The following is a 20,476-nucleotide window of genomic DNA, read 5'->3' as shown; positions in this document are numbered from 1 at the left end:
TGTTGTCTCCCTTCTCCCCTTGCGGGAGCAGGGCCGGGGATAAGGGGCTATGCCTTGGGTTCGGCGGTGATCATCGCCAGCCTGGCGCTGAAGACACCATCCTCCAGCCGGGTCTCAATCTGCCAGCCCAGCTTCTCGCAGATGCGCTGGATGATGGTGAGGCCGCAGCCGTAGCCCAGGATCTGATCCGGCGCCGCCGCCGTCGGGTTGCTGATGGTGAGCACCTGCCCCTGAAGCGCGATCTCGATGTGACCCTCGGCGTAGCTCAGGGCATTTTTCAGCAGGTTGCCGAGCGCGATGGCGAGCAGTGAGAGGGGGGCCTGCACCTCGCTCTGCTCGTCCAGATTGAGGCGGATGTCCAGGCTCTCGCGCTGCAGCAAGGGGGCGAGGCGCGCCAGCTCCCGCTGGATCAGCGGTGCCACCCATTGCGGGGGGCGCTCGACCGCGTCCTTGCGCCCCAGCAGCAGGAAGGTCTCGGTGAGCAGGGCCATCTCGTCGCTGGCGGCGCGAATGCGGCTGGCGGCCCGGGCGGCGGGGGCGGGCAGGTCGCTCACCTTGCCGAGCAGGGCGGCCGAGCCCTGGATCACCATGTTGGGGGTGCGCAGCTCATGGCTGGCGAAACGGCTGAACTCCTGCTCCCGGGCGAACACGGCGGCCACCTCATGCTTGCCCGCCAGCAGCGCCAGCTCGATCTCCCGCAGCTCCTGCCAGGGGGCGTCCGGCACGAAGTCGACCTGATCCGGGGTGAGGTGGGCGACGCGCTGACGCAGCCTGTCCAGGGGTCGGGTGATGTGGCGCACCAGCCAGATGCCGAACACTATGCAGCCGAGCAGCAGGGCCAGCCCGATCAGCCGGGTGACCAGGTGCAGCCTGTCTTCGTAAGGATCCAGATAGTCGTCGGCGTCGTCGTTGAACACCAGATAGAGCAGGCCCTGGCCAGAGGGGTGGGCGCGTACCAGGAAGTGTTTGTCCTCCTCCCCCAGCTGGTGCTCGAAGAAGCCGGGAGTCCGGTAGGGTTTCAGCCAGGCCGGCAGGCGGCCCGCCTCCGTCCAGTAGCTGGAGAACTGGCGCGGGCTGGGGGCGGGGGCCGCCTGGCCGAGCCGCAGCCAGTCATCGTTGTAGCGGGTGACCTCGGCCTCCAGCCAGTGGCGCAGGCTGAGCTCCTCCATCTTGTTCTCGGCCACCACCATCAGCAGGCTCAGGATCAGCAGCAGCAGCAAGCCGGCCCCGCCCAGAGCCAGGATCAGGCGCTGGCGCAGGCTCGGCAGGCTCAAGGCTTGCTGGTTTGGGGGGACAGGGGAGCTCATGGTTTGACCAGCCGGTAGCCCTGGCCGTGCAATGTCTCCAGCATGGGACTGGGGAAGGGCTTGTCCAGGGCATTGCGCAGGGCATAGATGTGGCTGCGCAGGGCGTCGGAGTCGGGCTCCTCATCGCCCCAGACGGTGTCGAGCACCTCCTGGCGCGTCACCAGATGAGGGGCCCGTTTCACCAGCAGGGTGAGGATCTGGAACGGGATCTTGCCGAGCTTGAGCTCCACCCCGGCGCGGGTGGCGCGGCCCGCAGCGGGATCCACCTCCAGCTCGCCGAACGCCAGCGCCCCCATGTCGCTGCGGGGGCCGCGCAGGGCCAGGGCCTGCAACCGCACCTCCAGCTCCTCCATGGCGAACGGCTTGACCAGGTAGTCGTCGCCCCCCGCCTTGAAACCTGCCAGCTTGTCGTCCAGGCTGTCGCGGGCGGTGAGAAAGAGCACAGGGGTGGCGATGCCGTCCGAGCGCAACCGTTCGACGGTGCGCAGGCCGTCGAGGCGCGGCATCATGACGTCCATGATGATGACGTCGAAACGCTGCTCGGCCAGCAGTTGCAGGGCGGCCTGGCCGTGATAGGCGCAGTCCACCCTGTGCCCGGCCAGCTCCAGATAATCCATGACGGTCTCAGCCACCTGGGGACTGTCTTCCACCACCAGTATTTTCATGCTCTGATCTCCTGGTTTGGGCCGAGATTTCACGGCCATTTCACACCGGATGAGACATCCTGTGTGCCAGTGTAACCCCGAGGATCCCCGATGAAGAAGTCTCTCTGCGCCCTCTGGCTATTGATTTTATTGCCCTTTGGCCTGGTGCAGGCGGCCGAGTTCAAGCTGACCGGCCGCACCAGCTGGCAACTGGGCCAGTTGATGGTCAACGGTATTCCCTTCGTGATCGATGATCAGACCCGCTTCAAGGATGGGCTGGACGAAGACGATCTCGGCGGCACCTGGGTCGATCTGGAAGGGGTGATCGAGGGAGAAAGGCGGCTGGTCCGCGAGGTGGAGCCGCTGGAAGAAAAGCACGAGATGGAGCTGGAAGGGCCTGTGGCTCAGGGGCGGATCTGGGGTTATGTCACCTCGGACGACAGCCTGGCCCCCTTCGAAGGGCGCTGGCTGGAGCTGGAGTGCCGCTTCGACGGCATGCGTCTGAGCCGCTGCCGGGAGGACGACTGAGCCGCTGCACCACCCGACCGGAAAAATTGCCCGTCCAGGCCCATAGTTAAACCTCCTTGCCGGGTTGACTATGGGCCTGCTTGCTATGACCAGAACCGCCTTGTTCCTGCTGCTCTCCTTTCACGCCCTTGCCGACGAGTCCGAACTCTGGCTGGTGGAGCTGGAGCACAACGACGGCATCCGCCTGCAGTTCCAGGGGGCCGAGCTGGAGCTCGGCAGCGCCACCCTGATCGGGGCGGCGCAGTTTGACGATCTCAGGCCCGGCATGCGCCTCGCCATCCAGAGCCGGTACGGCGTGGCCGAGCAGATCCGGGTACTCGCCACGGCGCCAGATCCGGCCCAGAGCAGCCAGTGGCTGCGGGCGGAGGACAGGCTGGTCGCCACCGCAGGAGAGAGCCTGCTGCTGCAGCAGCTGGGGGTGCTGGTGTTTGATGCCGGTACCCGCTGGGTGAACGGCAGCCGCGCCGATCTGCAACCGGGTCGCAGACTGGTGCTGAGCCGGGATGATGAGGGCCGCCTGACCGAGATCCTGATCCCCAACCCGGAAGAGAATCCCGAATAAATAGCCAGGATATAACGCAGTCATCTGGCTGATATTTCATCTGGCCGATGCCGCTGACGTTTACATTCAATAATTAAAACCTTTAACACCACGTAAATTATAAATTAAATAATAAAGTAATAACTCTGATATTTGTTTTGTCATTAATTGATACCCTGCCTATTAATTGTGTGGATGCCTTTTTAGAATAATTAAAATGTGGATTCGATCGCATTCGTTGCTTTTTTTGACTGATATTGTCCCCCTGGCATGCAGCGAGATAAATATCATTTGCATGCCTATACCTACAATATTGGGGGAGCTATGGATAAACTAAAAATAACGGGTTTGGCGTTGACCATTTCGACGCTGTTGATGAGCCAGGCCCATGGGGCAGAGCCAATCTATCCTGATCAACTGCGTCTCTTCTCGCTCGGGAAAGAGGTCTGTGGTGCCAACTATCGTCCGATCAATCGGGAAGAGGCACAGAGTGTCCGCAATAATATTGTGGGCATGATGGGTCAGTGGCAAATAAGTGGATTGGCCAATAACTGGGTGATCATGGGATCGGGTTATAACGGTGAAATAAAACCCGGTTCAGCCTCGGATACCTGGTGTTATCCGACCAAGCCGGTCACCAGTGAAATACCCGTATTACCTGCGCTGAATATTCCAGATGGCGATGAAAAGGACGTGCAATGGCGGCTGGTGCATGACAGCGCCAATCTCATCAAGCCTGCCAGCTACCTCGCCCATTATCTCGGCTACGCCTGGGTCGGTGGTAACCACAGCCCCTATGTGGGCGAGGACATGGATGTGACCCAGGATGGTGACAGCTGGCTGATCCGCGGCAACAACGACGGTGGCTGCGACGGTTATCGCTGCGGTGAGAAGAGCAGCATCCGGGTCAGCAACTTCGCCTACACCCTGGATCCCGAGAGCTTCAGCCACGGTGAGGTGACCCAGTCCGATCGTACCCTGGTCAAGACGGTAGTGGGCTGGGCCATCAACGACAGCGACACCCCCCAGTCCGGTTACGACGTGACCCTGCGCTATGACACGGCCACCAACTGGTCAAAGACCAGCACCTATGGTCTGAGCGAGAAGGTCTCCACCAAGAACAAGTTCAAGTGGCCCCTGGTGGGTGAGACAGAACTCTCCATCGAGATCGCCGCGAGCCAGTCCTGGGCTCAGCAGGACGGGGGCTCCACCACCGCCTCCCTCTCCCAGTCGGCGCGCCCGACCGTGCCCGCCCACGCCAAGATCCCGGTCAAGATCGAGCTCTATAAGGCGAACATCTCCTACCCCTACGAGTTCAAGGCGGATGTCAGCTATGACCTCACCTTGAACGGCTTCCTGCGCTGGGGGGGCAACGCCTGGTACACTCACCCGGATAACCGGCCTACCAAGAGTCACAGCTTCGTCATAGGCCCGTTCAAGGACAAGGCGAGCAGCATCCGTTACCAGTGGGACAAGCGCTATATCCCGGGTGAGGTGAAGTGGTGGGACTGGAACTGGACCATACAACAGAACGGTGCCGATACCATGAAGAATGCCCTGGCCAGGGTGCTGCGCCCGGTGCGCGCCAGCATCACGGGTGACTTCCACGCCGAGAGCCAGTTTGCCGGCAATATCGAGATAGGTGCGGCCGTGCCCATCGGGGGTGATAGCAAGGTGCGCCGTGCTCGCAGCGTCGACGGCCAGACCGGCGGGTTGCGTCTGGAGATGCCGCTGGATGCCAGCGAACTCTCGGCGCTGGGCTTTGACAACGTCCAGATCAAGCTGGAACCCGCTAACGACCAGTAATCCGAGGGTAGTGACAACGTGTTATAAAACCGGGCTTTTGCCCGGTTTTTATTTGTGGAAAGTCTCATTTTTAGCGTTTTTCGCTGCCTTCGGTTTGGCGTGTCTGAGTGCGTTACCAGTCCTGGCCGCGAGTCAGCCGCCTCGTTCGTGGGTATGAGAGTGGACTGGCCTATTCAACCAGCTCCTTCGCCCGTCAGGGCGCCACCCTGGTCTGGCTTCGCCACTGGTCGGCTGTGTTAATGCCTTGTACTTTCAAATTCCCCACTTATACTGGCGCCATCTTGTCGGAGTGCTGACCGTCGAACGACGCAAAGCTGAGACCGTTAATTCGGGATCCGTGGAACCTGATCAGGTTAAGACCTGCGAAGGGAAACAAGGGTAACTTGCGAGTTGCCGCGCCGGGGGAGTAGCCACTTCCCCCTTGCCTTGAGGGGAAGCCCAGGGCAAGAACAGGCGCACAGGAGGGAGGTCGTCCCACCGCTTGCCCGTCAGGGCGGCGAATGTCCCCCGCAAGGGGGGCGGGACGGCAGAGCAGGGATGATCCATCCCGCGCTCGCTCCCTCTTGAGAGCGCACCCAGATTGCAAGTTCATCACTTCTCCTCGAACTCCAGACAAGCAAACACCCATAACTTCAACCAGTTAATGTGAGTTTTGCTATGTCTACCTCTTCTGAAAACAGCAAGTCCGTGCCCGCCAGCCGCCGGGAGCAGCGCTCCAGTGCCCAGGCCTTTATCGACAGCCTCAAGGGCATGGCCCATCCCAACTCCAGACGCATCTTCATCCAGGGTTCCCGTCCCGACATCCGGGTGGGGCTGCGGGAGATAGTCCTGGCCGACACCCTGGTCGGCGGCAGCAAGGAAGCCCCCCAGTTCGAGCCGAACGCTCCCGTGCCCGTCTACGACACCTCGGGGGCCTATGGGGACGAGCGTGCCGAGATAGACGTGCGCCGCGGTCTGCCGCGCCTGCGTGAAAACTGGGTGCTGGAGCGGGGCGACACCGAAGCCCTGGATGGTCTCAGCTCCGCCTTCACCCAGGAGCGCCTCGCCGACGAGGGGCTGGATCACCTGCGTTTCGAGCATCTGCCGAAACCGCGCCGCGCCAAGGCGGGCAAATGGGTGACCCAACTGCACTATGCCCGTCAGGGGATGGTCACTCCGGAGATGGAGTTCATCGCCATTCGCGAGAACATGGGTCGCGAGCGGGTGCGCTCAGAACTGCTGCTGCGCCAGCATCCGGGTCAGGGCTTCGGCGCCCGCCTGCCCGAGAACATTACCCCCGAATTCGTGCGCGACGAGGTGGCCGCCGGCCGCGCCATCATCCCCAGCAACATCAACCACCCGGAAGCGGAGCCCATGATCATCGGCCGCAACTTCCTGGTGAAGATCAACGCCAACATAGGCAACTCGGCGGTCACCTCCAGCATCGAGGAGGAGGTGGAGAAGCTGGTCTGGTCCACCCGCTGGGGCGCCGACACCGTCATGGATCTCTCCACCGGCCGCTACATCCACGAGACCCGGGAGTGGATACTGCGCAACAGCCCTGTGCCCATCGGTACCGTGCCCATCTACCAGGCGCTGGAGAAGACCAACGGCATCGCCGAGGATCTCACCTGGGAGCTGTTCCGCGACACCCTGCTGGAGCAGGCCGAGCAGGGGGTGGACTACTTCACTATCCACGCCGGCGTGCTGCTGCGCTACGTGCCCATGACCGCCAAGCGCCTCACCGGCATCGTCTCCCGTGGCGGCAGCATCATGGCCAAGTGGTGCCTCTCTCACCACAAGGAGAACTTCCTCTATCAGCATTTCCGCGAGATCTGCGAGATCTGCGCCGCCTATGACGTGGCCTTGTCCCTCGGCGACGGCCTGCGTCCGGGTTCCGTCTATGACGCCAACGACGAGGCCCAGTTCGCCGAGCTGCACACCCTGGGGGAGCTGACCAAAATCGCCTGGGAGTACGACGTCCAGGTGATGATAGAGGGGCCGGGTCATGTGCCCATGCACATGATAGAGCGCAACATGACGGAGCAGCTGGAGCACTGCCACGAGGCGCCCTTCTACACCCTGGGCCCGCTCACCACCGACATAGCCCCCGGCTACGATCACTTCACCTCCGGCATAGGCGCCGCCATGATCGGCTGGTACGGCTGCGCCATGCTCTGCTACGTCACCCCCAAGGAGCACCTGGGGCTGCCGAACAAGGAGGACGTGAAGCAGGGCCTCATCACCTACAAGATCGCCGCCCACGCCGCGGATCTCGCCAAGGGGCACCCGGGCGCCCAGATCCGCGACAACGCCATGTCCAAGGCGCGCTTCGAGTTCCGCTGGGAGGATCAGTTCAACCTGGCGCTGGATCCCGAGACCGCCCGTGCCTACCACGACGAGACCCTGCCCCAGGAGTCCGGCAAGGTGGCCCACTTCTGCTCCATGTGCGGCCCCAAGTTCTGCTCCATGAAGATCACCCAGGACGTGCGCGACTACGCCGCCAAGCTGGAAGCGGTCGAGGTGAAACTGGTAGGCATGGATGGCCAGCAGGAGCGGGTGGTGGCCGAGGTGGAAAGCGGCATGCACCGCATGGCGGAGACCTTCAAGGAGAAGGGGGGCGAGCTCTACCATCAGGCGGCCGCCCTCAAAGAGGAGCGGGAAGAAGCATGAGCAGCAAACCCATCGTCTGGACCATAGCCGGTTCAGACTCGGGGGGCGGTGCCGGCATTCAGGCCGATCTGCACAGCCTGCACGCCCTCGGGGTGCACGGCTGCTCGGTCATCTCCGCCATCACCGCCCAGAATTCGGTGGCGGTGAAGATGGTGGATCCTGTGCTGATGCAGACCTTCTGCGCCCAGATCGACGCCCTCGGCGTCGATCTGCCCCCGGCCGCCATCAAGATCGGTCTGCTGCCGACCCGGCTCCATGTGGAGGTGCTGGCCCGGCGGCTCGATACGATAAGCGCCCCCTTCGTGGTCTATGACCCCGTGGCCATCGCCAGCACAGGCACCCCCATGGCGGAGCCCAACATGCTGGCGGCGGTGCGCGAGCACCTGCTGCCCCGTTTGTCGCTCATCACCCCCAACGGCCCCGAGCTGGAAGCCCTGACCGGCATTCCGGCGACCAGCCCCGCTCTGTTAAGGGCGGGCGCGGCCCGGCTGCGTGAACTCGGTGCCCGCGCCGTGCTGGTGAAGGGCGGTCACCTTGAGTGGAGCGGGGATCTCTGTCTGGACTACTACCAGGACGAGCACCGCGAGTTCTGGCTGGCGGCGCCACGGCTCGATACCCGCCACGGTCACGGCACCGGCTGCTGTTACGCCAGCGCCATCGCGGCTGTGGTGGCGCTGGATTATCCGGTGGAGGATGCCATCACCCTGGCGCGCGCCTATCTGCAGCAAGGGCTGGCAGGGGCGCAGGGGGTGGGAGCGGGCCCCGGCCCCATCGCCCACCTCGGCTGGCCCGGGGATCTCGGCCAGTTCCCCCGGGCCGTGCTGGCAGGATCAACGCTGGATCGCCGCTTCGGACTTTATGAGACAAGCAGCGCACGCCTGCCCGAGGGGCCCTTTGCCCCGACCGAACACTGTCTCGGCCTCTACCCGGTAGTGGATTCGGTGCCGTGGCTGGAGCGGCTGCTGGAAGCCGGGGTCAGGACACTGCAACTGCGCATCAAGGCGCTGCCCGCCGCCCAGGTGGCGCCGGCGATCGCCGAGGCGGTGGCCCTGGGGCGCCGCTTCGGGGCCCGGCTCTTTATCAACGACTACTGGCAGCAGGCCATAGCCGCGGGCGCTTACGGCGTGCATCTGGGTCAGGAGGACATGGAAACGGCGGATCTCGCCGCCATTCAGGCCGCCGGCCTGCGCCTTGGCATATCCACCCACGGCTACTTCGAGCTGATGCGGGCCCGCGAACTCGCCCCCTCCTATATCGCGCTCGGCCATATCTTCCCCACCAATACCAAGCAGATGCCGTCCCGCCCCCAGGGGCTGGTGCGGCTGCACCACTACCGAGCCCTGATGGCGCAGTGGCCCACGGTCGCCATCGGCGGCATCGGCGAGGATCGCGTGGCGGTGGTCAAGGAGAGCGGGGTCGGCAGCATAGCCCTGGTCTCGGCCATCACAGGGAGCGACGACTGGCGGGGGGCGACCGCCCGCCTGCTGGCTGCCGTGGGGGCCGGAGATCCGGCGTGCTCCGCCATCCCGGCAAAGGAGGTGGCACATGCTCTCTGACGAGGCGTCGCTGAGCGACGAAGAGTACCTGAGATACGGCAGGCAGCTGATGCTGGCCGAGATAGGGGAAGAGGGGCAGGTGAGGCTGAAAGCCAAGTCGGTGCTGATCGTCGGCCTCGGCGGCCTCGGCTCGCCGCTCGCCCTCTATCTGGCCGGGGCCGGGGTGGGGACGCTGTGGCTCGCCGATGGCGACACCCTGGATTCCAGCAACCTGCCGCGCCAGATCCTGTTCGACGGGGAGGGGCTGCGCCGCTCCAAGGCGGAGCTGGCCAGGGAGCGGTTGGCGGCCCACAACCCCCATGTGGAGCTGATAGCCATCAACCAGCGCCTCGATGGGGCCAGCCTGCCGGAGTTTGTGGCCGAGGTGGATCTGGTTGTCGACTGCTGCGACAACCTCGCCAGCCGCCACGCCATCAACGCCGCCTGCGTCGAGCAGGGCAAGCCCTGGATCTCGGCGGCTGCCGTCGGCTGGCAGGGTCAGCTGATGGTGCGCAGCGCCCCTGAGCATGCCTGCTACGCCTGCCTCTACCCGGCGGATACCGAAGTAAGGGAGAGTTGCCAGAGCAGCGGCGTCACCGGCCCCCTGGTGGGGGTGATGGGTTCCCTGCAGGCGCTGGAAGCGCTCAAGCTGCTGCTCGGGCGCCCCAGCCCGGTGGCAGGCACCCTGCGCCGTTTCGATGCCCTGACCCATGAGTGGCAGTGCCTGCAACTGCCCGCCGACCCCGACTGCCCGGTCTGCGGCAGCACCAACCCGGCCCTGAAGGATTAACCATGAAGATCCGATTGAACGATATCGAGCTGACGCTGCCCACCGGCCAGCGCCTGACTGAGCTGCTGGCGGTGCAGGAGATTGCCCCCCAGGGGGTGGCGGTGGCCCTCAACGGCGCCGTGCTGCCCCGCAGCCGCTGGCCAGACACCCGCCTCAATGACGGGGACGAGATCCACCTTTTCACCGCCATCGCCGGAGGCTGAGATGCTGACCATAGCGAACCATACCTTCTCATCGCGCCTCTTCACCGGCACCGGCAAGTTTGCCCGCCCCGACCTGATGGCGGCCGCCATAGCGGCGAGCGGCTCCCAGCTGGTGACCATGGCCATCAAGCGCCTCGAGCCCGGCAAGCGCCACGACGATATCCTCACTCCGCTGCTGGCCCTCGGGGTCAAGCTGCTGCCCAACACCTCGGGGGCCAAGACGGCCGCCGAGGCGGTGTTTGCCGCCCACCTGGCCCGGGAGGCGCTGGGGACGAACTGGCTCAAACTCGAGATCCACCCCGATCCCAAATACCTGCTGCCCGACCCCATAGAGACCCTCAAGGCCGCCGAACAACTGGTGAAAGAGGGTTTCGTTGTGCTGCCCTATTGCGGCGCCGATCCCGTGCTCTGCAAACGGCTCGAAGAGGTGGGCTGCGCCGCCGTGATGCCGCTGGGCGCCCCCATCGGCTCCAATCAGGGGCTGGTGACCCGGGAGTTCCTCTCCATCATCATCGAACAGGCCAATATCCCCGTGGTGGTGGATGCGGGCATAGGTGCCCCGAGCCACGCCGCCGCCGCCTTCGAGCTGGGGGCCGACGCCGTGCTGGTGAACACGGCCATCGCCGTGAGCGGGGATCCGGTGGCCATGGGCCGCGCCTTTGCGCTCGCCTGCGAGGCCGGTCGCAGCGCCTATGAGGCGGGCCTCGTGGCGCGCGGCAGCCAGGCCCAGGCCTCCAGCCCCCTGACCGATTTCCTGGGGGCGTTATGAGCCAGCATGCCATTGACCCCACCCCGACCATCCCTTTGTCAGGGGAGGCTATTTTCCCCCCTCTCCCTCTGGGAGAGGGGATGGGGGTGAGGGCTAAGGAGCCCTCCTTTCTCGATCGCTGGCAGGAGCTGGAGTGGGACGATATCGGCATGCAGATCCGTGCCAAAACAGCGGCCGATGTAGAACGGGCGCTGACTACCTCCCGCCGCACCCTGAGCGATTTTATGGCGCTGATCTCCCCGGCCGCCGAGCCCTTCCTGCCCCGGATGGCGGAGCTGGCTGAGCGCCTCACCCGCCAGCGTTTCGGCAACACAGTGGGCTTCTATGTGCCCCTCTATCTGTCGAACCTGTGCGCCAACGACTGCTCCTACTGCGGCTTCTCCATGAGCAACCGCCTCAAGCGCAAGACCCTGAACAGCGAGGAGATAGAGCGCGAGTGTCTGGCCCTCAAGGCGCGCGGCTTCGACAGCGTGCTGCTGGTGACCGGCGAGCACGAGACCAAGGTGGGCATGGACTACTTTCGCGAGCATCTGCCGCGGATCCGCCGCCACTTCAGCACCCTGGCGATGGAGGTGCAGCCCCTGTCGCAAGCCGAATATGCCGAGCTCAAGACCCTGGGGCTGGATGCCGTCATGGTCTACCAGGAGACCTATCACGCCCCCGCCTACGCCCGCCATCACCTGCGCGGCAACAAGCAGGATATCGCGTGGCGTCTCGCCACCCCGGACCGGCTGGGGCGCGCCGGCATCGACAAGATTGGCCTGGGGGCGCTGATCGGCCTGTCACCGGACTGGCGCGCCGACAGCTACTTCGTGGCAGAGCACCTGGCCTGGCTGGAGCGCCACCACTGGCAGAGCCGCTATTCCCTCTCCTTCCCGCGCCTGCGCCCCTGTACCGGGGGGCTGGAGCCCGAGGTGACCATGTCGGACCGTCAGCTGGTGCAGCTTATCTGCGCCTGGCGCCTCTTCTCGCCGACCCTGGAGCTGTCCCTCTCCACCCGGGAGTCCCCGGCGTTTCGCAACGGCGCCCTGCGCCTTGGCATCACCCAGATGTCGGCGGAGTCGCGCACCCAGCCCGGCGGCTATGCGGAGGGAGACAAGGAAGAGCTGGAGCAGTTCGCCATCCACGACGACAGGCCGGTAGGAGAGGTGGCCGCCGCCGTGCGCCAGGCCGGGTTGCAGCCGGTGTTTAAGGACTGGGAGGCGTTCTTGGGCCGATAGGGGCGGCCAGGCACCCCTTTGGCCTGGCAGCCGCCCGGCATAACGGTTGGGCGCTGTTCGGTCTCGCGTCTTGCTGGCAGCGATGCGTTGGCTCCCTCCCCTGGGAAGGGGAGGGCTGGGGAGGGGTCTTGATGCGGCCATGCCGCACCGTTGTAGGGTCGATTAGCCGGTAGGCGTAATCGTCCGCTCCGAGGTATGGCGTTGGCGGTAGTGGCTGTTGTGTGGTGGCACGGCTTCGCCGTGCAGGATGCGAGGCCGCTGGCCTCTAAGGGGTTTCGCCCGCCCTTCGGGCTGGGGCGAGTGACTTTGGAAAGACCCAAAGTCACCAAAGGTCTTTTCCCCCGCTTATTCGCCCGACTTCGTCGGGTTCCTTCGGCTCACCCGCTTGTCCGACGGCACGTGCCGACGGGCCATCCATGGCCCGGCGCCGCTCGCTCGACATCCTGTCTCGCGGCCTGGACAAGCGGGCTCGCCTCAGCGAATAAGAGGGGGAACCAAGACCGTGCCTGCCATAACCTCAGGGGAATCGTAGGGTGCAATAAGCGGAGAGCATTTCTCCACTTTAATATATTGATGTGAATTCACCTCATTAATTATATCCAATGGTACTGCGTATATTACAATTTAGCTTGAGCGACATTATCTAAAAGTATTTCATGTAATTCATTAGTTAGGTCTTTGTCATATGGAATACTATCAAACTTTTCGAACGCATATAGTAGGTATTCGGCATATTTATAATTAGGTGCTATTGTACTGAAGCCACCGCATCGTATAGCATTTATAAATGCGTTTGCATATGAATTTGTTTTAGATTGACTTTTAAGATTAAAATATCCACGATACATCATGTCCGCCAGATATAATTTAAATGTGTCCAATATATTGTCGCTCAACATTATCAGTTGGAATATTCTCCCTAGAGCTAGCATGCTACTCTTTGGAATGTTTCCATTTTCATGAGTTGCCGATGTCGTCTGTAATTTAATATTATCTTGAGATAAATCAATGTCGCTAACAGCTGTAACCCATTTGCAAAGAGATGATGTTATCTCATATAGTGCCCGATGATATCTAGTCGGCCACTCATCATGTGGGTTAACAAGTTTCTCGTTAGGCGCGATATTTCTAACTATGCGCTCAACAAAGTGCGTGTAGTAATAAAGCCACATATGCCACTGAATGTTTTGATACAATGCGCTAGTAACCATAATGTCGAAGAATGAAATGCCAACAAAAAGCTCAGAATCCCATCGACCGCTTTGAATAAAGTCACCTATAGGATCATTATACGGATCTGGCATTGAGCCACTGTAGAGGCGATCTAAGTAGACTATAACAAACTCTCCTATAGGCTTATATACAGCATAGCTTTCAGCAACATTACAGTTTGCAAATAAAAAATGTAGCAACTTATTGCTGCTCGGTAGTGAATAGCAATGTTGGTGTGTTAAGTTCTGATTGTTTCGCACTTCGTGGTACATAATACTTTTTGTATCTTCAGCTAGATACCTTAGATATGTATCTATAAAGTAATGATTTTCATTGAATTTTATAGATAGTATGTCGAGTGCGAAATATGGTTTTATCTCTGTGATGGCTTTGACTGTATTTTTATTTATTAAAAGCTCATGTATTATTTCCTTGGCAGCAGTTTTTTCATTTTCATAGTTTGGAAGTCTTCTGGACAGTTCAGTTAGGAGTTTTCGCCAATATCCATCAATTGTTGAGCATAATCGCTTGTTTATTTTGGACGGAGAATTTGCTAATCTATCAATCAATGCTTGGAGTTCTGAGTCGCTTAACGAAGTTATTGATGGGTAACTGGCGGCGCGTTTTTCTAGGTAAAATCTAAGTCTGGATAGTAGAAATCTATCGTGGTATGTTTTAGTTACTTGCGCAAGGTTTCCTTCAATCAAAGAAAATAACTCAGAATATCTTTTCTCGCGTGATAGTTCAAAAATATAGTCTCTGAACTTCATTACATCCACACGAGAGAAGCGTTTAATTCTAATGTATACGTATAAAACAATAGCGGTAACAAGCATAATGAGAAATGAAGCGTTGGATGTATTTATTGACCATCGAGATAGGTTTAATCCAGGTGTCAAGCCGAGAACTAGAAACGTTTTATAGAACTGCAAGTATAAGATAAGTGATAATGATGTGGATAATATTATCCAACCAGTCGTTCCAAACCTAAGCGATATTTCAAGTAGTCTTACTCTTGGAGTGATTGCATAAACGGCAACAAACAATCCTGCGACTGTGATTAAACTATCTAAATTCACGAAACACCTCTGGTAAAGTTATCGAGATTCTCATTGTAAGCAGTGCTTTTATGCAATGCTATATCTATTTGAAGCGACTTTATATTCCCGTGATAAACTGAGTTATTCGATGAAAAATTGAGGCACTACCACTTAAGTTAGAGCGTAGTAAATAAGGGGGGTGCTGAGAAAGTAGTGGTTGTAACTATCGCTCGGTCACCTCGAATAAGCTGGCAGGATACGCCTTGTTATAGGTTTCAGTCCGTGGGAACAAGCGAATAGATATGCGCATCAAGAGGCTGGTCATGAAGGAAGATACGATTTCTGGCCCGGCATTCAAAGGTGGCCCCGGCGGCAATGGCGACAGCATCGCTGGCGGTGTTGCCAACCCCCATCACGATCTCCAGCCGAAATAGACCCAACTGTTGAAAACCAAAGTCACGCAGCAGGGCGACTGCCTGCCGGGCGATGCCTTGGCCTTGCCGGGACTGCCGCACCCAATAGCCGATATTGCCGTAGCGATGATGGGCGGCCAGCTGGTTGATGCCAGCGCCACCCAGTAGCTGTCCGGTGGCGACGCAGAAGAGGCCCATGTCAAAAGCTCGTCCCGCCCCGCGGTCCTGATCGCAGTTGGCAAACCAGGCCAGCGCCTGCTCCCGGTTGAACGAGGGAGTGCACCAGCTCATCCATTTGCCGACCGTCTCGATGGATTCGTGGGCCGCGCGGACAAACTCGTCGGCATCGCCCGCTTCGAACGGGCGAATAACGAGATTGGCGTTGGCAAGGCGCTGGAATGGCATCACTTATCCTGCTTTTTCAGGAAGTAACTGATATGCCCCGGCGGCAAATCGGGCAGCTGGCCAAAGACTTCGTAACCCTGCTTCTGGTAGAAGGGGAGGGCCTGGAAGCTGGTGGTTTCCAGATGGTAGTTGGTGATGCCCTTGCTCTGCGCGTACTGCTCCATGGCGCCGAGCAGGCGGCTGCCCCAGCCATCCTTGCGGATGCTTTCGTCGATCCAGAGCCAGTCGACGTGCAGCCAGCCCCACTTGATGTCGGCGATGATGCCGCCGTGGACCTTGCCCTGTTCATCCTTGATAAAGCTGGCGATCCGCTCGCGCAGGTGGGTGCCGGCGTGATCCAGGTTGTAGCCTGAGAGGCCAACTCGCAGCGCTTCGATCTCATCGTCCTGAGGGGGTTGGGGTGTGGTCAATTGCATAGTGCTTCCTGCTTGATGGTGGTTGTCTCTATCGGGTTGCCGCTTCCAGCTCGGCTATCTGCCCGCGGCTGTTCAGTGCCACCTGTGCGGGCTGACCTGTTTCACCAGGCAGACAAGAAGGGGGATATCCCAACATGGCTGTCCTGGGTATGGATGTGAATGAATGGTCAGGTCTTTTCGGCGGCCATTCGCTTAAGCCCCATACCAACACTGGCAGGCGCCGTGAGCGAGAAACCGAATTGCTGATAGAGTCGATGAGCCTCCCCATCTGCCAACAAGCTGACATAGCCTGACTCCGGTACCTCGCGGGCGATATAGTCGGCGATCTCCGTCATGATCTTTTTGCCTACCCCTTGACCCTGATATTCAGGCAGCACCGCAATATCAACCACTTGATAAAATGTCCCGCCATCTCCGATGATGCGACCCATGCCGATGGCGGTCTGGCCACAAAACACCTGGACGGCAAACAGCGTATTGGGCAGACCACGCTCTGCGGCCTCAAGAGTCTTCGAGCTAAGTCCGGCTGCGGTTCGAAGATAGCGATAGGTTTCGACGGGCGGTGTTGAGTGGACGACAGTGAAAGCGGGTGTGGTCATGTTGATAACTCCAGTGGGACCTGATGGTTTTAAATTCCCATGTAACGCACTGATCCGGGAGAGGGATGCGTGCTCTCCAGGGCTGTATGGGGAGGCATCTCCTCGATGCCTCCAGGTGGGTAGCTATAACCCCACCCTCTCCAACTCGCCAATGTCCCCGCCGCTGATCAAGTTCAAATTCCGGCTGATCCGCTCCACCGGCCAGTCCCACCAGGCGAGGGCGTTGAGACGGGCTATGGTGTCGTCGTCGAAGCGGTAGCGGATCAGCTTGGCGGGGTTGCCGCCGACCACGGCGTAGTCGGGCACGTCGGTGGTGACCACGGAGCGGGCGGCGATGATGGCACCGTTGCCGACCCTGACGCCCGGCATGATCAGGGCCTCATAGCCAATCCAGACGTCGTTGCCGATAAGGGTATCTCCCTTGTAGGGGAGGGTGCCCGGTGCGGGGGCGGCGCTCTCCCAGCCGTTGCCGAAGATGAAGAAGGGGTAGGTGGAGAAACCGGAGGTCTGGTGGTTGGCGCCGTTCATGATGAACTTGACCCCGCGAGCGATGGCGCAGAACTTGCCGATGATCAGCTTGTCGCCGATGAAGGGGAAGTGATAGAGGACGTTGCGCTCAAAGCCTGCGGAATCCTCCGGGTCGTCGTAGTAGCTGTAGTCGCCCACCTCGATATTGGGCCCCTTGATGGTGTTCTTGATAAAGCACACCTGGGGGAAGCCCTCCATGGGGTGGGGATTGGCGGGATCGGGTCCGTGCATGGGGTGCTCCTCTGGGATCTGGGCTCAGGATACCCTAACGGAACCGGACGGCCCCTTGCCACCTTTTTGTACGCCCCGGTTCGCCAGCCTTTGTCGTCCCCGTTCCATATGCGCATCGACCCGGGGCCGGTTTGTCTCTAGCATGAAGGGGAGGCGGAGCCGGGCTCCGTCAAAATGGATGGTTGACGAAGTGCGCCTTGCGCACTTCCGGTGGAGAGAAAAGATGAAGCTGCGTTCCTTGTTGATGGTGGGTGCCCTCTTGCTGGGTGGCTGTGCGGTCAATCCCTATGGGGGGACGCCCGCGCCGGTCGGCGAGCCGGACAAGCCGGTGAGCCAGCCAGAGAAACCTGTGGCCGAGCCTGACCAGGCAGAGCCGGTGCCAGCACCCGCACCCGTGGCCCCGACCGGCTTGGCGCTCGCCATGGCGGATGCCTTCCTGAAGGCCCCCGAGGTGCAGGCGCTGAGCCAGGATGGCAGCCCAGTGCTGCTGCTGATGGCGCCCCAGAACGGCACAGGGGAGCCCTTCAGTACCCAGCCCATGGCGGTGGCCATGAGCCAGCGCATTCAGGCAAACAGCGGCTTTCGCTTCGCGGATCCCGGCCAGGTGGCGGCCATCACGGGTCAGCTCGAGTACCAGCAGGGGGGCATGAACCCCGCCTCCCTGGTGCGTCTGGGTCGCCAGACCGGGGCCGGTTACATGCTCTACGGGGATCTTCTCTCCGAGGGGAGCCGCTACCGCCTCGCCATGAGCCTGATGGATCTCAAGAGCGGCGAGCTGCTCTGGAGCGGGAGCCGCTCCGCCAGCCGCTGATCCCCTCATCCCGGCCACCGAAAACGCCATCGAGCCCCTCTCGATGGCGTTTTCGTTTCAAGGCGCCAGCGTGCTCGTTGCGAGCGCCTGTCATGGGCCGAGTGGCGCCATATCCCCTCTGCGGGTACCGAAGGCGGGTCCGGGGAAATAGCCGTTCACTACCACACCTGTGGCGCAGCCACGACATTCTGGCCGTATGCGATACTGAACGGGGCGTCTATAACAGACAGCACAGGGCCCTCCCCGCAGATTAAAAGGAGCACAGATGGCTCTCTCAGTGGCACAACTCTATGAAGTGATGACCCAGTTGCCCGACCCCGTCTTCATCCTCAGTGAAGATGGTCATTACATCGAGTACATAGGCGGGGTGGAGCAGCAGTCATATCAGGATGGCAACCCCCTGATCGGCAAGCGGTTGTTCGACGTGCTGCCGGCAGACAAGGCGTTCTGGGTGATGGAGCAGGTGGCGCGAGCCCTGGCCGGCGGCCAGGTGCAGGTGGTGGAGTACGATCTCTCTCCCGCCGAGGTGGAGGGCATAGATGCCGAGGCGGGGCCCCAGGGGATGCAGCGCTTCGAGGGCAAGATAGCGCCGCTGCCCTCCCTCTACGACGGCAAGCGGGCCGTGGCCTGGATGACCCGCAACATCACCCGCCAGCACGAGCTGCAACTGCGGCTCAAGCGGCTCGGGGAGACGGATCAGCTGACCGGCCTCTACAATCGCCACTTCTTCTTCGATCAATACCACCAGAGGGTGCAGGGCCAGCCGCTCACCGGCCTCATCATGCTGGATCTCGATCACTTCAAGCAGATCAACGACCGTTACGGTCACCAGGCCGGGGACAGGGTGCTGTGCCGGGTCTGCGAGTGCGTGTCCGCCCAGCTGCGGGGGGAGGATCTGTTCGTGCGCAGCGGCGGCGAGGAGTTTCTGATCCTGCTGCCGCAGATAGACGAGGGGATATTGCTGAAGGTGGCGGAGCGGATCCGCGCCGCTGTGGCGGCCATGGCGCCAGATCCGGCCCCCGTCACCGTGAGCCTGGGCACCACCTTGATCCGCCCGGGGGAGGAGCTCAGCGCCGTGCTGGCCCGGGCGGACGAGTGGCTCTATCGGGCCAAGCGGGGCGGGCGCAACCAGGTGGCCCACGACGGGGATCCCTGAAAAGCACCCGGGCTTGCAACGAAGGAGGGCGACCCTGTGTCGCCCTCCTTCGTTTGTCTGCATCTGCGCTCGTCTTAGCCAAACAGCGTCGAGATGTTCTGGCCCGCCATCAGCAGGCCTATGGCCAGCACGCTGAACCAGACCAGGGTGGCGCTCACCAGGGCGTAGCCGAGGGCGACGAAGAGACCGTCCCGCTGCAACATGCCGATGGCCAGCAGCAAGATGGCCCAGGCGGGCATGGCGTTGGTGAAGGGAATGGCGCCGAGCGGCAGCATCAGCAGCAGGGCCGCCAGCATGATCAGCAGGCCGTTGCAGCGGTTGATGGCGTAACTGCCGGTCAGGATCAGCAGGCGCGGCCGGATGAGGCGGTCGATGCGGGCCAGCAGATCCGCCCCCTTGTGCAGGGCCGGTTTGATGTGCTCGGCGGCGAAGCGCCGCTCCATCAGGACGGCGGGCAGCCAGGGCACCCGGTTGAGGGTGATGCCGACGCCGATGAAGAGGATCAGGAGCCCAAACGGCGTGCTGACGCCGGGGATGGAGACCGGCAGCAGGAAGGGAACGGTGAGCAGCACACAAAACAGCAGCATGCCCTGCTCCCCCACCAGAGCCAGCATCTGGCGCAGGCTGATGTGGCTCTCCTCGATGGCGTGGGCGGTGGCCCTCAGGGTATCGGAGAGCGTGCTTTGTGGGTCGTTGAGTTGCGCGGCAACCATTCCTGAGATCCTCGTCCTGTTAACGCCACCTCTGTGGCGCCGACAGCTTACGTGGCAGAGGTTAATCCCAGATGAATAATGTGAGCCGGCGCAAGCTTTGATGAAAAGAGAGGGCGGGGAACGGGGGCGGGCCGCCAAAACGGGACGATACAGCCCCCGTCAAGGGTCGGATGGAACGGGCTCTGATATGCTTTTGACGCAATCCATACAACCGGGAGAAGAGCGTGACGCGAGCGATGATGATGCTGGGACTGTGCTTGCCGCTGACGGGCTGGGCGGCCGAGCCCGCCGCCTCGGGCTGGCAGCTGACCCCTTTCCTGGGTTACAGCTCGTCCATCGACTTCGAGGCCATGGATGAACCCGCTCCCACGCCGCACTCGACCGGCATCGACTCACTGCAAGGGGAGAGCTCGGGCAACTGGGGCCTCTTCATCAGCCGGGAGGTGGATGATCCCGGCATGGTGGAGCTGCTCTACAGCCATCAGTCCACCCCCATCTCCCCGGATCAGCCGGACAGGCTGACGGTGGATACCCTGCACTTCGCCGGGGCACTGACCCTCTCGGACAACCTGATGGCACCCTATCTCGGCGCCGGGATCGGGGTGACCCGCTTCGATGCCTATGACAGCGAGACGGCCCCCTCCATGTCCCTGGCGCTCGGGGTGCAGCCGCGCCTGGGGCAACATCTGGCGCTGCGGGCCGAGGTGCGCGGCTACGGCTCCCTGCTCAACGACGACAGCGCGTTTCTCTGCAACCCCGAGGTCTGCGCCTTCCGGGTGCGGGGGGATCTGCTCACCCAGTGGCAGGCCAATATCGGCTTGACCCTGAGGTTCTGAGCCCGCGCTTTGGGCCGGTTTATAGGATGCCGAAGGTGAGACGGCTCTGGGGCTCATTGACGTCAAATACCCTGTCGTGCACCGCGCTAGCACCCACCCGCTGCTCGCATCCCTTGGCTCA

General features: G+C 61.4%; 20 protein-coding genes and 1 riboswitch. Of the genes, 12 read left to right on the top strand and 8 right to left on the bottom strand.

Annotated elements, in window-relative coordinates; all coding sequences use genetic code 11:
* Window positions 1-47: 47 nt before the first annotated feature.
* Complete coding sequence (locus AAHB08_RS10975; protein WP_342058976.1) at window positions 48-1,274, bottom strand: sensor histidine kinase; 1,227 nt, start codon at window positions 1,272-1,274, stop codon at window positions 48-50.
* Between the two features lie 29 nt (window positions 1,275-1,303).
* Entirely contained in the window at window positions 1,304-1,972 is a 669-nt protein-coding gene (locus AAHB08_RS10970; protein WP_043130682.1) for a response regulator transcription factor, read from the bottom strand.
* A gap of 90 nt (window positions 1,973-2,062) precedes the next feature.
* Here AAHB08_RS10970 and AAHB08_RS10965 point away from each other — a divergent pair, with 90 nt between their 5' ends.
* The 9 genes from AAHB08_RS10965 to thiH all read left to right on the top strand — a co-directional run bounded on the left by AAHB08_RS10965 (window position 2,063) and on the right by thiH (window position 11,995).
* Window positions 2,063-2,479, top strand: coding sequence for a hypothetical protein (locus AAHB08_RS10965; RefSeq protein ID WP_342058940.1), 417 nt, complete (start codon window positions 2,063-2,065; stop codon window positions 2,477-2,479).
* Window positions 2,480-2,564: 85 nt separating this feature from the next.
* Window positions 2,565-3,041 carry a hypothetical protein gene (locus AAHB08_RS10960; RefSeq protein WP_342058939.1) on the top strand — a complete coding sequence of 159 codons (477 nt, stop codon included), beginning with the start codon at window positions 2,565-2,567 and terminating at the stop codon, window positions 3,039-3,041.
* A gap of 303 nt (window positions 3,042-3,344) precedes the next feature.
* Entirely contained in the window at window positions 3,345-4,826 is a 1,482-nt protein-coding gene (locus AAHB08_RS10955; protein WP_342058938.1) for an aerolysin family beta-barrel pore-forming toxin, read from the top strand.
* A gap of 275 nt (window positions 4,827-5,101) precedes the next feature.
* A riboswitch (TPP riboswitch) is annotated at window positions 5,102-5,215 on the top strand.
* Between the two features lie 268 nt (window positions 5,216-5,483).
* Window positions 5,484-7,478 carry a phosphomethylpyrimidine synthase ThiC gene (thiC, locus tag AAHB08_RS10950; protein ID WP_342058937.1) on the top strand — a complete coding sequence of 665 codons (1,995 nt, stop codon included), beginning with the start codon at window positions 5,484-5,486 and terminating at the stop codon, window positions 7,476-7,478.
* A complete protein-coding gene (gene thiE / locus AAHB08_RS10945; RefSeq protein WP_342058936.1) occupies window positions 7,475-9,034 on the top strand; it encodes a thiamine phosphate synthase in 1,560 nt (519 codons plus the stop codon). The genes thiC and thiE overlap by 4 nt, the downstream gene beginning before the upstream one ends.
* Complete coding sequence (locus AAHB08_RS10940) at window positions 9,024-9,803, top strand: HesA/MoeB/ThiF family protein (RefSeq protein ID WP_342058935.1); 780 nt, start codon at window positions 9,024-9,026, stop codon at window positions 9,801-9,803. The genes thiE and AAHB08_RS10940 overlap by 11 nt, the downstream gene beginning before the upstream one ends.
* A 2-nt stretch (window positions 9,804-9,805) precedes the next feature.
* Entirely contained in the window at window positions 9,806-10,006 is a 201-nt protein-coding gene (gene thiS, locus AAHB08_RS10935) for a sulfur carrier protein ThiS (RefSeq protein WP_005331003.1), read from the top strand.
* 1 nt (window position 10,007) lies between these two features.
* Window positions 10,008-10,775, top strand: coding sequence for a thiazole synthase (locus AAHB08_RS10930; RefSeq protein WP_342058934.1), 768 nt, complete (start codon window positions 10,008-10,010; stop codon window positions 10,773-10,775).
* A gap of 80 nt (window positions 10,776-10,855) precedes the next feature.
* A complete protein-coding gene (thiH, locus tag AAHB08_RS10925; protein ID WP_342058933.1) occupies window positions 10,856-11,995 on the top strand; it encodes a 2-iminoacetate synthase ThiH in 1,140 nt (379 codons plus the stop codon).
* A 617-nt stretch (window positions 11,996-12,612) separates the two neighbouring features.
* On the opposite strand, the gene AAHB08_RS10920 is transcribed toward thiH, so the two are convergent.
* From AAHB08_RS10920 to AAHB08_RS10900, 5 genes are all read right to left on the bottom strand, one after another.
* A complete protein-coding gene (locus tag AAHB08_RS10920) occupies window positions 12,613-14,286 on the bottom strand; it encodes a hypothetical protein (RefSeq protein WP_342058932.1) in 1,674 nt (557 codons plus the stop codon).
* A 236-nt stretch (window positions 14,287-14,522) separates the two neighbouring features.
* Complete coding sequence (locus tag AAHB08_RS10915; protein WP_342058931.1) at window positions 14,523-15,065, bottom strand: GNAT family N-acetyltransferase; 543 nt, start codon at window positions 15,063-15,065, stop codon at window positions 14,523-14,525.
* On the bottom strand, window positions 15,065-15,481 hold the full coding sequence (locus AAHB08_RS10910) for a GNAT family N-acetyltransferase (RefSeq protein WP_342058930.1): 417 nt from the start codon (window positions 15,479-15,481) through the stop codon (window positions 15,065-15,067). The genes AAHB08_RS10915 and AAHB08_RS10910 overlap by 1 nt, the downstream gene beginning before the upstream one ends.
* Window positions 15,482-15,648: 167 nt before the next feature.
* Window positions 15,649-16,080 carry a GNAT family N-acetyltransferase gene (locus tag AAHB08_RS10905; RefSeq protein WP_342058929.1) on the bottom strand — a complete coding sequence of 144 codons (432 nt, stop codon included), beginning with the start codon at window positions 16,078-16,080 and terminating at the stop codon, window positions 15,649-15,651.
* Window positions 16,081-16,203: 123 nt separating this feature from the next.
* Window positions 16,204-16,839 (bottom strand): Vat family streptogramin A O-acetyltransferase, encoded by a 636-nt coding sequence (locus AAHB08_RS10900; protein WP_342058928.1) that lies wholly within the window; start codon window positions 16,837-16,839, stop codon window positions 16,204-16,206.
* 223 nt (window positions 16,840-17,062) lie between these two features.
* On the opposite strand from AAHB08_RS10900, the gene AAHB08_RS10895 reads away from it, so the two are divergent.
* Both AAHB08_RS10895 and AAHB08_RS10890 read left to right on the top strand, forming a co-directional pair.
* Window positions 17,063-17,650, top strand: coding sequence for a penicillin-binding protein activator LpoB (locus AAHB08_RS10895; protein ID WP_202047732.1), 588 nt, complete (start codon window positions 17,063-17,065; stop codon window positions 17,648-17,650).
* Window positions 17,651-17,915: 265 nt separating this feature from the next.
* Entirely contained in the window at window positions 17,916-18,806 is an 891-nt protein-coding gene (locus AAHB08_RS10890; protein WP_202047731.1) for a sensor domain-containing diguanylate cyclase, read from the top strand.
* Between the two features lie 74 nt (window positions 18,807-18,880).
* Here AAHB08_RS10890 and AAHB08_RS10885 read toward each other — a convergent pair whose 3' ends face one another.
* Entirely contained in the window at window positions 18,881-19,519 is a 639-nt protein-coding gene (locus AAHB08_RS10885) for an exopolysaccharide biosynthesis protein (protein WP_202047730.1), read from the bottom strand.
* A 239-nt stretch (window positions 19,520-19,758) separates the two neighbouring features.
* On the opposite strand from AAHB08_RS10885, the gene AAHB08_RS10880 reads away from it, so the two are divergent.
* Window positions 19,759-20,355 carry an outer membrane beta-barrel protein gene (locus tag AAHB08_RS10880; protein ID WP_406569503.1) on the top strand — a complete coding sequence of 199 codons (597 nt, stop codon included), beginning with the start codon at window positions 19,759-19,761 and terminating at the stop codon, window positions 20,353-20,355.
* Window positions 20,356-20,476: the final 121 nt, after the last annotated feature.

The sequence above is a fragment of the Aeromonas sp. OTU364 genome (assembly GCF_038440395.1).
Lineage (GTDB): Bacteria > Pseudomonadota > Gammaproteobacteria > Enterobacterales > Aeromonadaceae > Aeromonas.
Note: the sequence above shows the minus strand (reverse complement) of the source record. Positions and strands in the feature narration are given on the sequence as shown.